Source organism: uncultured Agrobacterium sp. (assembly GCA_913777615.1).
Lineage (GTDB): Bacteria > Pseudomonadota > Alphaproteobacteria > Rhizobiales > Rhizobiaceae > Agrobacterium.
Window position 1 is genome coordinate 240,358 of sequence record CAJYTK010000013.1, and the last position, 13,691, is coordinate 254,048.

A 13,691-nucleotide genomic window follows, 5' to 3' on the forward strand; every position below is an offset into this window, starting at 1 on the left:
GCGGGTCAGCGTTTGCCGAGCCAGAGGGAAAGTTTGAGAAGCCCCAGCAGGCAGATGCAGATCAGGAAGTCGATGATTGGTCCTGTCAGCATCATCAGCAGGACAAGCGCGATCGCCGCCGTAACCACGATTGCTTCCGCCCGCTGCCGCACCCACGCTTTCGCCTGGGCGATCAATTGCCGTACTCCGCCTTGATGCCTTGCGCAGCGCGTGCCGCTGCCTGGACGAAGCCGGGAAGCGCCTTGGCGTCGATGCGGTCAGTGTTCACGAAGACAGCGGCGGGCCATGAAATCGTCTTGCGGGAGGCAAACCAGCCCGATTGCAGCGACTTCGGGTAAGTGCCCTTCGGGATGTCGCGATACTCATAGAGCGGATCGCCCTTGATATCGGTTGCATCGTCGAAGTCGCGATCGTTGGCGCCGGCTAGAATGACGGTATCGCCATAGGTCTGATCAGCTTCGGTGACGGTGCCGTTTCGCAGGCCTGCCGGGACGAGCATGCACGTTGCTTCGCCGCTCGACACCGCCGAGAGGGCGAGAACGCCACCCTCATTGCGAACCGGCACCTTCCCGTAGGAATCGTCCTCGGCAATGATGTTCTGCCAGATCAGCCAGGCGCCGCTGCCGGGCTCGCCGATCGCGACTGAGTATTTGGCCGGATCGTCGGGCAGGTCGGACAGATCATCGACGCCGGATTTCTTGCCGCACAGGACGTGCAGATATTCCCGGTGCAGCGTTGCGACCTGACGCAGCTTCTTCACCTTGGCCGGGGAAGAGCGACCGACATAGACCGGGCCGTCTGGCTGGCCGATCATGGCGTCGCAGGCCTCCGGGTTGGCCGGGTCGAGGTCGAGGACGCGCTCGAGGTTGTCGATCGTGCCTTCGGTCGGCACGTTGACCACACTGACGCTTTTCCCGGCCATCTTGGCGATGGCATCGCCCGCGGCGAAGTAAACACCGCTCTCGGATCCGGTGCAGAGGCGGATCGGTGCCGCCTTTGCCTCAGAACTGATCGCGATAACGGCTATTGCCGCCATTAAAAACAATGGCTTCATATGAAGTCCTCAAGTTGAAGGTTAAATTTCGTCGCTGACAGTTCGGTTGGCGACAAGTTCGATTACGGTAAGAAGCTTCCGACGGGCATCGCTGTCGCCGATCTTCAGCCACGCCTTGGCTAACTTCTGCCCGTCCGCACGCTGCATGAACTCAGTCAGCACGTCTTCGCCTTCGCCGCTGAACTTCGCGACGCCATGGCTTGGCGCGTTCTCGAAGAAGAAGGCCGGGGAAACCGACAGAACCTCGGCGATATGATGCAGTCGGCTTGCGCCGACGCGGTTCGTCCCTTTCTCGTATTTCTGGATTTGCTGGAAGGTGATCCCGAGCGCTTCCCCCAGCTTCTCCTGAGACAAGCCGATGGCGTTGCGACGGGTGCGGATGCGACCACCGACATAGACATCGACCGGGTTCGGTATTCTGGCGTGTTGCGCGATATCAAGCATTGCATTCTCCTTCTCGGGTTAAGCCCATCCGGGCGCGATAATCACGTTCCGCCTCAGCCATCATGGCGTCGTGGCGGGCGATGCTGTTGTGGATCTCGGCAATCTGGCGCTCAGTGCGCCGGCGCTCTGCCTCGCGGGACAAATGCCCAAGAGCGACGCCGATGGCGTACATCACGCCGGTGATGACGACGCCGCAGAGCATTGCCAGCGGCAAGGGAAGGTTGGTCGGATCATGCGGCACGCTCGATCTCCGGATATTCGATTTCAGGGCGAGAAAGCTTGCGGATGCGGCGCTTGTCGATGGTCTGCATCACGTGCATTACCGGGCCGCGCCGATGCTGCTGGTGGAACCGGTACCAGGCGAAATTGTCCTTGCTGTCGTGTTCGCTTGAGCTGAACCAGCGAACACGCCCGATAGGGACAATGTCGGAGCACATCGACATGAAGTGCGCGCTTTCGAGGTTGAAGGCGAAGTCGCTCTCGAGCAGCAGCCATGTCGGCGCGATCGAGATAAACCGGCGAAGCATCGCCTCGAGGAGCTTCCATGTGTAGGGCGGGTTGGTGATGATCGCATCGACGCGGTTGAGCAGCAGCCACGGATCAATAAGAGCATCAATGCCGAGCTGGATGTCGCCGCTATGAACGCAGGTCGGGCCGAAGCTCTCAATCCAGCGGATCAGGCGACCATTCGCGCAGCACGGTTCCGAGAACGTGCCCACACCTTGCAGGAAAGGCCGCAACGGTAATGCAGCCTCGTAAGGGGAGAGATAGCAATCGTGCTTGTTGCGGGCGAAGGAAGAGTGCTTGCTCACGTCAGAGCGCCCTTTCGCCATAGGTAGGCGCAACCAGCGCGCCGATGACGTGATCCACTTCCACATCACCAAATATGCCAACGCCGTGGAACAGTGCCGACATGCCTTCAGCGAGGTTTGGAGCAGGGAAGGCTAGCACAAAGCCGAGCAACGCGCCGCTTTCGTCCGGGTATAGCGCCCGCATGGCGCGGAACGCGATGTGCTTGACCGTATCCGGTGCCGGGGCGATGTCGGCCGCCGCGGCGAGAGCTGCCAGCCCCATGTCTTTGAGCGTCTTTTTCATGCCGCTACCCTCTTGGGTAGGACTTCGACATACTCGATCTCGCCGGGCTGGACGCGAACTGTTTCAGTGCTCCACCCGGTTTCGTGTGCCCAGAGGTCACAGGGCAGGTCAGCTGCATCGACAGGCATATGCCTTTGCGCCCGAAGCTTGCGGCTACGTCGATCAATGATGACCGTCCCCGGCGCAATCGCCGTGCGACGGTCGTGCAAAATCAGGACGGGGAGCTTTGCCTTCGTCATGCCGCCGCTCCGAAGACGACCTGCATCATCGCGATACGGTTCTGCAGGAGCAGATCGGCGATCATGTCAGTGTCGTACGTCGATTTCGGTGCGCGCTCCTGCCAGAGGATCACGTTGGCCTCCGCATCGCCTTCGGCTGCCGCATTCAGCAGGTCAAAGTCATCAGTGACGCGGGGTTCGTTCCGCCCGTGTGTTGTGCGGCCATCGTCGCAAATCATCGCACTGCCGCAGGTCGAGCAGGCGTCAGGATAGATGTTGAGCTGTTCCACGTTGCCGCAGTTGATGCAGGTCCATCTTCTCATCGCAGCACCTCAACGGTTCAGGGTGCTGTGGCACGTCGTGAACGACGCAGCCTTCGTGCAACGGGCATACCCGTCGTCGGTGATGCTGAAAAACAGGACGAGCGAAATCGTCCCCGCTATGGCAAGCAGGCTCCGCATATGTCTTCTCCATCGGTGAAATCAGGTTGCGGCGGAGCAACCTTCGATGGAGGCTAAAATATCCTCTATTGAGGATATGTCAATATATGTATTCTCTATAGAGGATAAATTACCCGCGGCAAGCAGGGTACAAGCCCAGCGGATCGCTGTTCACGTAAGACTCTGGGAAGGGGCATCCTTCCCGCTTCGCGCCATGAGGCAGCACCGGAGGGCGGGCAGGTAAGGGTGATTGACCCGTCAACTTGAAACGCTCGAGAAGCTCTTGTGGAAATACTTTCATATCGTCAGGCGGCGTATCCATGATCAGCGTGAGTGCCTCGGGGTCGATCCCGAGCGCAAGGAAATGACGGAGAACTGCCGAAGACATGCTCTGCGATATCTGTGTAGCCTGAGCGCTGTTGGGAGCTTCCCCCTCCGGCCAGTAAAATTGATGTGAGCCGAGCTGGCCTTTCTCGGAAACGACGCGTACTTCGCCGCCGATGAAAGCGAGGATGCAAGCAGACAAGCATCGAGAGCCGTTGGGGACAATTGTCGCGGCATTACTGCGCCTGATATCCCTGCCCATTTCCATGGCTTCAGTAACGGAACCACCTAAAGAGTTGAAAACAACGACGGTTGTTTTGCCAGGGCTTGCGAGTAGCTTTCGCAGCGTCTGCGCATCTCCGCCGTTGATCGTGCCACTGGCGCTGACGAAACGCTGGGAAGAAGAGGTTTCACCGACCTTCCAATCGAGTGAAAGGGCCGTCTGTGGAAGGCTTTGCAACAGAAGAAGGGTGGTGAGTACAATCCTTGGTAGCTTAATCATGTGTTAATAGTCACCCCTTCGCTACTTGTCTTTGTTCCCTCTATGTTCCATGATCTTCTAAGGTTGAGGGATGGATTGTTTATGCGCGTATCCATGTTGGTTGAGACATTGAATTCGCTTACGGATGAAGAAAAAAGGGCATGCCTTTTGAAGTTTACGAGCGAGAATTTCGAAGGATCTTCAAAATCCCTTCGCGAGTGTCAGGAGAGCCCTCGATCAGCGCCAATATCTCTGCCGTCTCGGGAGACATCTCGATCCCGTAGACGACTTCGGCCAACGTCACGTTGAGGACTTTGCAGACAGCGATCAGGTTGTCCACAGTCGGGTCTTTGCCCTCCTTGAGAATCGAGTGCACATAGCCCTGGCCCTTACCAGCAGCTAACGACACCTCACGCGCAGACATGCCGCGCCGTTCCATAGCGTCGCGAAGACGCGATCTCCAATCCGCATTACCCATACGGCGACTATCCTCTATTTCGGATATTTTCGCACGTCCTTCATAGCGAGCGGTTGACGTGTCCTCTATAGAGGATATATTGCTTTCATCATGACTGAACAAAGCGCCGATCTCCTCTCGAAAATTGATAAGTTCCTTTCCGATACCGGCATGGGGGCGTCGTACTTCGGCAAGCGCGCCGTTGGTAACTCCGAGCTGGTCGGTCGCTTGCGTAGCGGCGGGCAGGTCTATCTCGACACCGGCGCGAAGGTCGACGAGTTCATCGAGAGAGAACGGAAGCGCCGCAATGTCCCAGAACAGACTTCTGAAAAGGAGGTAGCGCTGTGACATGTGTGACCGGCGACGACCTCCCAGAGCTGTTCCAGCAGAAGCACGATGATCTCGTGCGCGAGCTGAGCGCCCGCGCAATTGCTGACTGCATCGTGCCGGTGCCGCTGGAACACGCGAACCGCTTTTGGCCTGCGTCCGACATGGACGCCTTGGCCCAGCACGAACTCGAAGGCCGCTGCCGCCATCATCCACACCGCGTGTTCGACCGGAACCGCTATGCAAAGTCGGAGACGCACCCATGACCGTCATCCCGTTCCCATCCTCGCTAGCACTCCCGCCGAGTGTTGGCCGTGGTCCCGAGGCATCAGGTAGTGCGTCCGCCTCGGGCAATTCCCTCCTTTCACAGTTCCTGCGGAACATACGACAGGCCATGATCGCGGTTTCTGTCCGCAACAACCCTTGCCGCCTGATTGCCCTGTCGTCGCTCCGCACCGCCTCTACCCCTCTTGATCAGGTCGTCTTCGGTTTCGCCGAAGAAGAACCTCTACGTTTCGACATTGCATCGAAACGTAGCGGCGGTTCCGCAGGAAAAATCCCGCAGATATGCGGGTATGGCCCCGCAACGCAGTTCGACGTTGAAGGCCTTATAGCCTGGCTCAGACGCACGTTCCCTCGAGCCACGACGCATCACGTCGAGGCAAAGACGGGCATTCCCGCAGCCAGCGTTGAGAATTGGCTGCACCGGCGCTCTCAGCCGTCGGTGCATCATTTTTCCCTTCTGATTTCTGTCTTCGGCCCATCACTCCTGGAATCGTGTTTCGAAACGCCTCCGGTCTGGGTGAGTGACGCCGTGACGTTGGAACGTCGCCGAGAAATCGACGACCAGATAATGCGCCTTCAGCGTGAGCGCGCCAAATTTGGCGAGGTCGCGTGATGGCAGGGCAATCGACTTCAGTCAGTTCATTGATCCGCGAAGCGGAAGAACGTCAGCTGCAGGAGGTGGTGGCAGGGGCTCGCACACCATCCCTCAGTGTAGAGCAGATCCGGCAACGGCTGGACGAAATGATCCGAAGCAAGAGCGGCTGGATACAGCGCTTTTCTGAGGGTCGTAGCAAACGTCCCGATCATGAGATCGTCAAGGCACGCGCTCAACTCGCCGCACTGGTGCAGGCCAAAGACCTTCTCAAGGGGGACCAAAATGCACCAGACCGCGGAGGATGACCGGCAAAAGGTCAGCTACCACGCCGTTGCGCGTTACGTGCAACGCATACTGCTCATTGATCTGACACAGGAGTTCACGACCGAGAAAGCGAAGGCTCAGGCCTTTGCGGAGGCGGCTGGGATAACTGTGGCCGACATCAGGAGCCTTATTTGGACGAAGGGCATGGCTGCCGCGTCTGCCCTCGGACTTGAGACTTTCGGAAACCGTGATTTCTCGGCCCGGATAGCTCAGCCCGAAGGTGTCGTCGTGACGGTCTATCTGCCAAGGCCAAGGCCGTTTGGCAGGCTCAGGATCCTTTCAGAAACAGAGCTGAAGCACAGGACGAGCCGCATCGCTCGCCGTGAAAAAGCACGTCTCGCAACAAGGCAAAGTCTCGAAGAGGTCGAACAGTGACGAACACCGTAACACTCACGCTTGAGAAGGGGCACGCCCCGATATTGAAGGACGCGGCGCGGCGATTGACCGCCGATGCAATGGGTAAGGCCCACAAGCCACGTGATCCTCTTCAGACAGAGGCATTCGACCGTGACGAGACCGGAGAGACGACGGTTGAAACTGTCGCGGCTGCCGAGCTGCGCCAGATCATTGAGCGCGTCGAGCGTCTGGAAGAAGAGAAGTCCGCCATCAGCGACGACATCAAGGACGTGATGGGTGAGGCGAAGGGCCGGGGCTACGACACGAAAGCCATCCGCACCATCATCCGCATCCGCAAGAAGGATGCCAATGAGCGCATCGAGGAGGAGACCATTCTCCAAACCTACATGGCCGCGCTGGGTATGGAGTGAGCCATGCCAGCCCATTGGACCGATATGACATCCGCCGAGCGATGCGTTGCCATCGTCGAGATTTACCCCTCAACCAAGGGGACTGGCAGGACGATCGCTGAAGCTCTCACTGCCCGGTTCAACGTGCAGATTACGCGCAGCTCTGTGATCTCGATGTACGCCCGTCATGCCGAAAAGCTGAAGACGGTTCCCCTGACAGGGCCATCAAAGGCAGCAGCTGGCAGCGTTCCAGTCAAAGCCAAACCCGCTGAAAAGAAGATACGACGGCCTTCGGCGCTGATGGTCGCCAGCGGCATGCAGTTCATCACGCCAAAGCCCAAGCCGGCGCCCAAGCGTGTTGATCAATCTGTGCCTGTTCGCCGTGCGGTCCAGTCAGAGGCTCCTGAGTTCGCTTCGTTGCTGGTGACGGCGCCGGTGCCGAAGAACCGAGAGCTTTACCAGCTCGAGCGGTGCGACTGCCGTTGGCCGGTCAGCGGCGACAGGGAGAATACGCTCTTCTGCGCGCATGCGACGCGGCTCGAGTCTCCTTACTGCGATTACCACGCGAATTTGTCCGTCGGCCTTGGTTCAAGGGCAGAGCGATCAGCTGTGCCAGCGAGGTTGATGCGATGAATGCACCTCTGCGCTCAAATTTCTTCGACCTCGACAATCGTATGACCGTCGTGTTGTTCGCCGGCATGGGTGGTGGCTGTGACGGACTGGAGCAAGCCGGTTTTCACGTTCACCTCGCCATCAACCATGACAAGATCGCCGTGGCGGTCCACGAAAAGCGGCACCCACACACGCGGCACCTTCGTTGCGATGTCTTCGAGGTGTGCCCGAAGGAAGCGACGAAGGGCAGGGGTGTTCGCATTCTGCACGCCTCACCCGACTGCACGCACTTCAGCGTTGCCAAAGGCGGCAAGCCGGTCTCGAAGCGTCGGCGGTCTCTGGCTTGGGTTGTCTGCCGTTGGGCCGGTACCGTTCGCCCCGAAATCATCACGCTCGAGAACGTGAAGGAAATTCAGTCGTGGGGCCCGCTGATCGCAAAGCGCTGCGCAACGACAGGACGCGTGATGAAGCTTGACGGCACCGTAGCGGCGCGTGGCGAACGCGTCCCGGTTCAGCAGCAATGGCTTATTCCTGATCCACGCCACAAGGGGCGGATATGGAAGGCCTGGCTGAAACACATGGCTGGCCTGCGCTATAACTTCGAAGGGCGAGAGCTGGTGTGCGCCGACTTCGGCATTCACACCATCCGCACACGGTTTTTTGGAGTAGCGAAAGCCGACGGCTCACCGATCGCATGGCCGGAGCGGACCCATGCACCTCGCAAGTTGGCGAAGAAGCTTGGCCTAAAGCCGTGGCGCGGTGTCCATGAAGTAATCGATTGGACGCTGCCGGTAAAATCCATCTTCGGGCGCAAGAAGGATCTTGCAGAAGCGACCTTGCGGCGGACCGCCCGCGGCGTCATGCGTTACGTCGTCAACGCTGCAAAGCCGTTCATCGTGCCGATCACTCATTCCGGCAATAACGACCGGGTCCACTCGATCGACGAACCGCTGCGCACCATCACGACCGCGCACCGCGGTGAGTTGAGCGTGATGGTGCCATCCGTTACCAAGTTCCGCACAGGATCGGTGGGTAGCGACATTCTCGATCCTCTGCCTACGTTCACCGCCAACAGCTATCACAAGCGGCCGGGCGGCGCGGTGCCCTTGGGTATCGTGTCAGCCACGATGATCCAGTCGGGCTATGGCGAAAGGGAAGGGCAAAATCCCCGCGTTGTTGACATCAATGACCCTGTGCCGACGCAGGTGTCGGGAGGTGCCAAGCACGCTGTCATCGCGGCGAGCCTACAGCGCCAGTTCGGTCAAAGCACCGGTGCCGATGTAAAAGAGCCGCTGCCGGTATTCACGCCGGACGGGCAAGGTAAAACCGCGCTCGTCGCTGCCGCTATCCAAGCATACTACGGTGGAGAGCAAGGCCTCCGACGAGGCGGGGATGTTGAGGAGCCGCTTCAAACCTTTGTCACGGAACCTCGCCACGCCGTGGTTTCGGCCTTCCTCGCTCAGCATAACGACGGCCCGCGCGCCGGCGCCAATGTGCGGTCGGCGGAAGAGCCTGCATCGACGATCACGACCAGCGGTTCGCAACAGGGCGTCGTCGCTGCTTCCATGCTGGCGCTCCGCGGCACGAACAAGGATGGCCGTGACATCGAAGAGCCAAGCGCAACCATCACCGCGGGCGGGAACCATGCCGGGTTAATCCTCGGATTCCTGCAGGCCTACTACTCTGGCAGCGGCGGGTATGAGCAAACGCTTGGCGACCCTATCGGCGCTTTGACGCAAAAGGCGCGGCATGGCCTCGTCGTGGTCAAAGTCAAAGGCACTGAATACGTGCTCACCGACATCGCAATGCGCATGCTCGAGCCAGAAGAAGGCGCGGCGTCTCACGGTTTCCCGCCGGGATCACTGCCAGACACAATCATGCTGGACGGAATCGAGAAGCGCCTCACCAAGACGCAGAAGTACGAGCTCGTCGGCAACAGCGTGCCGCCGAAGATGATCAGACTTTTAGCAGAGCACAATGCGCGCCACGCTTTTGCGGAGGCAGCGGAGTGAGCAGCAAGCCCGCAAACATTTTTCGGAAGGCGAAGAAGCGCACGACGATGGCGCGCCGAAACGCCAAGCGAGACGCCTCAGAGCCAGAGATCGTTAAAGCCCTCGAAGCCCTCGGCATGTCCGTTTTCCTGTTGCATGAGCCTACCGATGCACTCGTCGGCTTTCGTGGCATCACACATGTCGTCGAGTTTAAGTCCGGCCGCACTGGCTATGGCAAGGGGCTTAACGAAAATCAGCAGGCCTTCGCCAACGAATGGCGAGGCTCTGCCGTGGTCACTCTCCACAGCCGCGACGAGGCCATCGCCTGGGCGCAGCAGGTCAGTAGGGGGCAGCCATGTCCCACAGGTTAGAGCAAGCGGTTGCCGAGCTGGTGAAGCATGAGATCGAGCAGTTTGCCGCGTGGTGCGCAAAGGAGTGGATCATCACGGCGGAAGTGTTCGACCGCGAGAACGTCGTCGACATGAAGCCTGAGGGCTATCGTGATGGCTACAATACAGCCTTGGAAGGTCTGCCGCTTGCGCTCGAGCACTATCTGGAGAGCAAGCTATGACGCGCTCCCTTGACGAACAGGAAATCCGGAATGCTGTCGTCGCGCGCCTGCGCGAGCTTCTGCCTGGCTATCGTATCGTTCACGAGCTGAATGTTGCGGGGCAGGGGTCGAACCGGATCGACGTCGCCGCGATCGGTGCCGAGCATATCGTCGGCGTGGAAATCAAATCGCGCAAGGACGTGCTCAAGCGATTGGATGAGCAGTGGGTGGCCTTCAACAAGGTGTGCCACTTCGTCGTCGTCGCGGCGCACGAGAAGCATTTTGCAGGGTTCCGGGAGAAGTATTGGACCGAAGACAGACCGTCGGTACCTCAGCTTAACCATCCACTCTTCTTCAGCAAGTGGAACCATGACAAACACATCTGGCGGTATCCCAAGCCGCCCGAGAGCGAGTGGTCAAAATACCGGCCAGACGGCACGAGCTGGTCATTCGACCGCTTGCGGCAGTTCGACCGAATTCCCCACGCGACAAAATTCCTTGAAATGCTTTGGGCAGCCGAGCTGCAGGCCGAGTGCCGCAGGCACCACGTCTCATGCACGTCACGCTCTACGCGCCCCGACATGATCCGCGCTCTAGCCTGGAACCTCACAGGCAAGGAAGTCACGCACGCTGTTTGCCGCCAGCTGCGCCAGCGATCGTTCGCTGAAGCCGACGCACCAATCTATCCCGATCATCCGGTACCGGCGCCACAGCCGGTTCAGGAGCCGCTTTCTCTGCCATTTGAAGGGACGCCAGCATGAGCCGCCGTACCATGCCCTATCACCGCCGCTACCACGGCGACGCACTGCAAGGATATCGCAAGCTCACACTGGAGCAGCGTGGCGCGTACACGACGATCCTCGACCTCATCTATGACGAAGGCGGCCCAATCGATCGCAACGAGCGCTGGCTCGCCGGTGAGCTGAATTGCTCTCTCCGCAAGGCCAAGGTTCTCCTCGATGAGTTGATCCAGTTGCGCAAAATCTACGTCACCGTTGGTGGAAAACTGAGCAACCACCGGGCTGAGAGTGAGATGGAAAATTCGCTGAAAATCTCGCGAAAACGCGCTGAAAACGGATCGAAACGCAAAGATAATTCGAGTGATAAGCCGAAATCATCCAACAAATTCAATGATCCGGTCAAGCAATTGCTTAACAATTGCGCTGTAATACCAGTACCAGAGCCATATAAGAATAATAATAGCTCTTCGGAGTATGAGGATAGGCGGGCAAGGAGGGAACAGGTTCTTGCCGTTGCCGATGATCCTCCGCCGATCGCAGCATCGCATCGACTGATCAGCAGCCTGGACGGTAGAACCGGATCGGGTGCAGCCGCAGCTCAAGCCGCTCGTCGAGCGAGGTCGGGAGGGCGTTCGTGGTGAGCAAGAAGCCATCGAAGGCTGATGAGGTTTTGTCACCCCTAAAGCGGAAATCCGGCAATCGCGGGTCGTCGTCGAAGGCTGGTGGCAAGGTTGCAAAGCCGAAGGTGCGGAAAGCTGCGGTTGAGAAGGATGCCGAGCCCAAGCCGGTGAAGTACGACAAGCGATTCATCGGTCTGGCCCGGACGATGTTCCTCGCCAAGGTCTCCGACGAGGAAATCGCCGGCATCATCGGCATCGACGTCGAGGAGCTGGAGTGGTGGAAGGAAGAGCACCCCGAGTTCGGCAACGCGTTCCGGCCAGACCCGCGCAATTACGGCGGCAGGCCTACGGTCTGGGAAGATCGGAACATCACGATCGCTCAGTCTCTCGCCAGCCTCGGCGCCACGGACCTCGAGATCGCGCAGGCCTTCGAGGTCAGCATCCGCACGATCCACCGTTGGAAGCTGGAGTACCCGGAATTTCGCGAGGCACTCGAGCTGGGCAAAGACGCAGCCGACAAGCGCGTCGAGACCAGCCTCTTCCAGCGTGCCACCGGCTATTCGTTCGATAGCGAGAAGATCGTCGTCATCGAGGGCGAGGCGCAGCGCGTCGAGATCATCGAGCATGTCCCGCCAGACACCAAGGCCGCGATGTGGTGGCTGCAGAACCGTAAGCCTGACGCGTGGCGCGCCGTCCAGCACATCAAGCACGATGTCGAGAAAGATAGCCCGCTTGGATCGTTCCTGAAGAAGGTCGGCGGCGGAACGTTCATGCCCGTCGAGGAGGATGCCACCACGCCAAATGCGTTCTCGCCCGTCGAAGAAGATGAGGCGTAATGTACGAGCATCTTGCCGGTCTTACTGAAGACCAGTTCCTCGAGAACCTGAAAGACCCAAACTGGCGCATCCGCAACCTCTATTACATCCTCGACAAGTTTCACCAGACCGTCGTGTTCAAGCCCAATGAGGCTCAGGACAAGTTCTTGAAGCGCATATGGCACAGGAACATCGTGCCGAAGGCCCGCCAGCGCGGGTTCTCTACCGTCATTCAGCTGCTGATCCTTGACGCGTGCCTGTTCAATGCGAACCAACGTGCCGCCATCATCGCTCAGGATCAGTTCACCGCTGGCAAGATCATGCGCAACAAGATCGAGTTTGCGTATGAGCGGCTGCCAGACTTCATCCGCCGCGACGTGAGCATCGTGACTGACAACGTCGCTGAGAAGATCTTCAGCAACGGTTCGTCGATACAGGTGTCCACGTCTGCGCGTGGTGACACGCTCAATTGGCTCCACGTGTCAGAGTTTGGCATCATCTGCTTCGAGTCGCCGCAGAAGGCCGAGAAGATCGTAACCGGCGCGCTCGCGGCAGCCGGGCAGGGCATCACCTTCATCGAAAGCACGGCGAAAGGCAGGGACGGCGCGTACTACAAGATGGTTATGGAGGCGAAAGCCAATGCCGATTCCGGCAAGCGCCTCTCTCGCCTGCAATACCGCCTACACTTCGCGTCGTGGTGGGATGCTGACGAGTATGAGGTTGACCCGACCGGCATCACCATCTCTGCGAAGGACGAGAAGTATTTCGACGAGCTCGAGCGCGAGATTGGCCGCGAAATATCGCTGCGCAAGCGCGCTTGGTATGTCGCGACCAGGCTGAACGACTATTCCGACGAAGACGAGATGATGTGGCAGGAATACCCATCAACCGTCGAAGAGGCGTTTAAGGTTTCCACCGCCGGCGTGATCCTCGCCAAGCAGCTCACCAGAGCGAGAAGCGAAGGGCGCATCACGCGCGTTCCTTGGCGGCCGAACTTGCCCGTCAACACCTTCTGGGACTTGGGTGTGGATGACGATATCGCCATCTGGTTCCACCAGTCCGTCGGCATGATGGACCACTGGATCAATTACTTCGAGTGCAGCAGCGAGCCCTACAGCTACGTCATCGCCGAGATGCAGAAGCACGGCTATGTCTGGGGGCATCACTTCCTGCCGCACGACGGCGATCAGCGTCGGCCAGGTGCTATCATCATCGAAACGCCGCGGCAGATGCTCGAGGGCCTCGGCCTCAAGAACGTCCACATCGTTCCGCGAACCACTGACCTGATGGCGATCGGCATGCCCGCACTGAAGGATGACATGGTCAACTATGTCATCGACGAGCAGAACTGCGCAAAGGGCATCCTGCACCTCGATAACTACCGGAAGTCTTGGAACACCAACATGGGCGTGTGGTCCGAGACGCCGGCGAAGAACGGCCACCAGCACGCCGCCGATGCGCTGCGCCAGAAGGCGCAATACCGCGACGAGGTCGCGCGTCTGTGCGGCACAGTCACAGCTTCCTCCTCCTCATCGCGTCGTCGAGCGCGTGACCCCATGACCCTCTGAAAGGC

The 13,691-nt window shown here is 59.2% G+C and carries 24 protein-coding genes; 14 read left to right on the forward strand and 10 right to left on the reverse strand.

From position 1 onward, the window contains the following. Positions 1-5: 5 nt before the first annotated feature. The 10 genes from QZ862_RS12690 to QZ862_RS12735 form a co-directional block, all read right to left on the reverse strand. On the reverse strand, positions 6-176 hold the full coding sequence (locus tag QZ862_RS12690) for a hypothetical protein (protein WP_296100284.1): 171 nt from the start codon (positions 174-176) through the stop codon (positions 6-8). Next, positions 173-1,054 carry a TAXI family TRAP transporter solute-binding subunit gene (locus QZ862_RS12695; RefSeq protein ID WP_296100286.1) on the reverse strand — a complete coding sequence of 294 codons (882 nt, stop codon included), beginning with the start codon at positions 1,052-1,054 and terminating at the stop codon, positions 173-175. Before QZ862_RS12695 ends, QZ862_RS12690 begins: the two co-directional genes overlap by 4 nt. Positions 1,055-1,075: 21 nt before the next feature. After that, complete coding sequence (locus QZ862_RS12700) at positions 1,076-1,489, reverse strand: helix-turn-helix transcriptional regulator (RefSeq protein WP_296100573.1); 414 nt, start codon at positions 1,487-1,489, stop codon at positions 1,076-1,078. A 1-nt stretch (position 1,490) separates the two neighbouring features. Then, complete coding sequence (locus QZ862_RS12705) at positions 1,491-1,739, reverse strand: hypothetical protein (RefSeq protein ID WP_296100290.1); 249 nt, start codon at positions 1,737-1,739, stop codon at positions 1,491-1,493. Continuing rightward, positions 1,729-2,331 carry a hypothetical protein gene (locus tag QZ862_RS12710; protein WP_296100292.1) on the reverse strand — a complete coding sequence of 201 codons (603 nt, stop codon included), beginning with the start codon at positions 2,329-2,331 and terminating at the stop codon, positions 1,729-1,731. The genes QZ862_RS12705 and QZ862_RS12710 overlap by 11 nt, the downstream gene beginning before the upstream one ends. Further along, positions 2,312-2,593, reverse strand: a complete 282-nt coding sequence (locus tag QZ862_RS12715) for a hypothetical protein (protein ID WP_296100295.1) — start codon at positions 2,591-2,593, stop codon at positions 2,312-2,314. Before QZ862_RS12715 ends, QZ862_RS12710 begins: the two co-directional genes overlap by 20 nt. Continuing rightward, positions 2,590-2,832, reverse strand: coding sequence for a hypothetical protein (locus tag QZ862_RS12720; protein ID WP_296100298.1), 243 nt, complete (start codon positions 2,830-2,832; stop codon positions 2,590-2,592). The genes QZ862_RS12715 and QZ862_RS12720 overlap by 4 nt, the downstream gene beginning before the upstream one ends. Beyond that, a complete protein-coding gene (locus tag QZ862_RS12725; protein ID WP_296100301.1) occupies positions 2,829-3,134 on the reverse strand; it encodes a hypothetical protein in 306 nt (101 codons plus the stop codon). The genes QZ862_RS12720 and QZ862_RS12725 overlap by 4 nt, the downstream gene beginning before the upstream one ends. 247 nt (positions 3,135-3,381) lie before the next feature. Further along, complete coding sequence (locus tag QZ862_RS12730) at positions 3,382-4,077, reverse strand: hypothetical protein (RefSeq protein WP_296100303.1); 696 nt, start codon at positions 4,075-4,077, stop codon at positions 3,382-3,384. A 154-nt stretch (positions 4,078-4,231) separates the two neighbouring features. Further along, a complete protein-coding gene (locus QZ862_RS12735) occupies positions 4,232-4,534 on the reverse strand; it encodes a helix-turn-helix transcriptional regulator (protein WP_296100305.1) in 303 nt (100 codons plus the stop codon). 90 nt (positions 4,535-4,624) lie between these two features. On the opposite strand from QZ862_RS12735, the gene QZ862_RS12740 reads away from it, so the two are divergent. From QZ862_RS12740 to QZ862_RS12805, 14 genes are all read left to right on the forward strand, one after another. Beyond that, the gene (locus QZ862_RS12740) at positions 4,625-4,861 is read left to right on the forward strand and encodes a hypothetical protein (RefSeq protein ID WP_296100307.1); all 237 of its coding nucleotides are present in this window, start codon (positions 4,625-4,627) and stop codon (positions 4,859-4,861) included. Further along, the gene (locus tag QZ862_RS12745; protein ID WP_296100309.1) at positions 4,858-5,106 is read left to right on the forward strand and encodes a hypothetical protein; all 249 of its coding nucleotides are present in this window, start codon (positions 4,858-4,860) and stop codon (positions 5,104-5,106) included. The genes QZ862_RS12740 and QZ862_RS12745 overlap by 4 nt, the downstream gene beginning before the upstream one ends. Beyond that, on the forward strand, positions 5,103-5,738 hold the full coding sequence (locus QZ862_RS12750; RefSeq protein WP_296100311.1) for a hypothetical protein: 636 nt from the start codon (positions 5,103-5,105) through the stop codon (positions 5,736-5,738). The genes QZ862_RS12745 and QZ862_RS12750 overlap by 4 nt, the downstream gene beginning before the upstream one ends. Beyond that, positions 5,738-6,025 (forward strand): hypothetical protein, encoded by a 288-nt coding sequence (locus QZ862_RS12755; RefSeq protein WP_296100314.1) that lies wholly within the window; start codon positions 5,738-5,740, stop codon positions 6,023-6,025. Before QZ862_RS12750 ends, QZ862_RS12755 begins: the two co-directional genes overlap by 1 nt. Next, positions 6,003-6,419, forward strand: a complete 417-nt coding sequence (locus tag QZ862_RS12760) for a hypothetical protein (RefSeq protein ID WP_296100317.1) — start codon at positions 6,003-6,005, stop codon at positions 6,417-6,419. The genes QZ862_RS12755 and QZ862_RS12760 overlap by 23 nt, the downstream gene beginning before the upstream one ends. Before the next feature lie 80 nt (positions 6,420-6,499). Continuing rightward, positions 6,500-6,811 carry a DUF2312 domain-containing protein gene (locus tag QZ862_RS12765; protein ID WP_296100574.1) on the forward strand — a complete coding sequence of 104 codons (312 nt, stop codon included), beginning with the start codon at positions 6,500-6,502 and terminating at the stop codon, positions 6,809-6,811. A gap of 3 nt (positions 6,812-6,814) precedes the next feature. Next, complete coding sequence (locus QZ862_RS12770; RefSeq protein WP_296100320.1) at positions 6,815-7,423, forward strand: GcrA family cell cycle regulator; 609 nt, start codon at positions 6,815-6,817, stop codon at positions 7,421-7,423. Further along, a complete protein-coding gene (locus QZ862_RS12775) occupies positions 7,420-9,414 on the forward strand; it encodes a DNA cytosine methyltransferase (protein WP_296100323.1) in 1,995 nt (664 codons plus the stop codon). The genes QZ862_RS12770 and QZ862_RS12775 overlap by 4 nt, the downstream gene beginning before the upstream one ends. Continuing rightward, entirely contained in the window at positions 9,411-9,764 is a 354-nt protein-coding gene (locus tag QZ862_RS12780) for a hypothetical protein (RefSeq protein ID WP_296100325.1), read from the forward strand. Before QZ862_RS12775 ends, QZ862_RS12780 begins: the two co-directional genes overlap by 4 nt. Next, on the forward strand, positions 9,749-9,964 hold the full coding sequence (locus QZ862_RS12785; RefSeq protein WP_296100327.1) for a hypothetical protein: 216 nt from the start codon (positions 9,749-9,751) through the stop codon (positions 9,962-9,964). Before QZ862_RS12780 ends, QZ862_RS12785 begins: the two co-directional genes overlap by 16 nt. Beyond that, positions 9,961-10,704, forward strand: a complete 744-nt coding sequence (locus tag QZ862_RS12790) for a hypothetical protein (RefSeq protein ID WP_296100329.1) — start codon at positions 9,961-9,963, stop codon at positions 10,702-10,704. Before QZ862_RS12785 ends, QZ862_RS12790 begins: the two co-directional genes overlap by 4 nt. Next, a complete protein-coding gene (locus QZ862_RS12795) occupies positions 10,701-11,324 on the forward strand; it encodes a DUF1376 domain-containing protein (protein WP_296100331.1) in 624 nt (207 codons plus the stop codon). Before QZ862_RS12790 ends, QZ862_RS12795 begins: the two co-directional genes overlap by 4 nt. Then, positions 11,321-12,139 carry a hypothetical protein gene (locus QZ862_RS12800; RefSeq protein WP_296100332.1) on the forward strand — a complete coding sequence of 273 codons (819 nt, stop codon included), beginning with the start codon at positions 11,321-11,323 and terminating at the stop codon, positions 12,137-12,139. Before QZ862_RS12795 ends, QZ862_RS12800 begins: the two co-directional genes overlap by 4 nt. After that, positions 12,139-13,686 (forward strand): hypothetical protein, encoded by a 1,548-nt coding sequence (locus tag QZ862_RS12805; RefSeq protein ID WP_296100335.1) that lies wholly within the window; start codon positions 12,139-12,141, stop codon positions 13,684-13,686. The genes QZ862_RS12800 and QZ862_RS12805 overlap by 1 nt, the downstream gene beginning before the upstream one ends. Positions 13,687-13,691 lie beyond the last annotated feature (5 nt).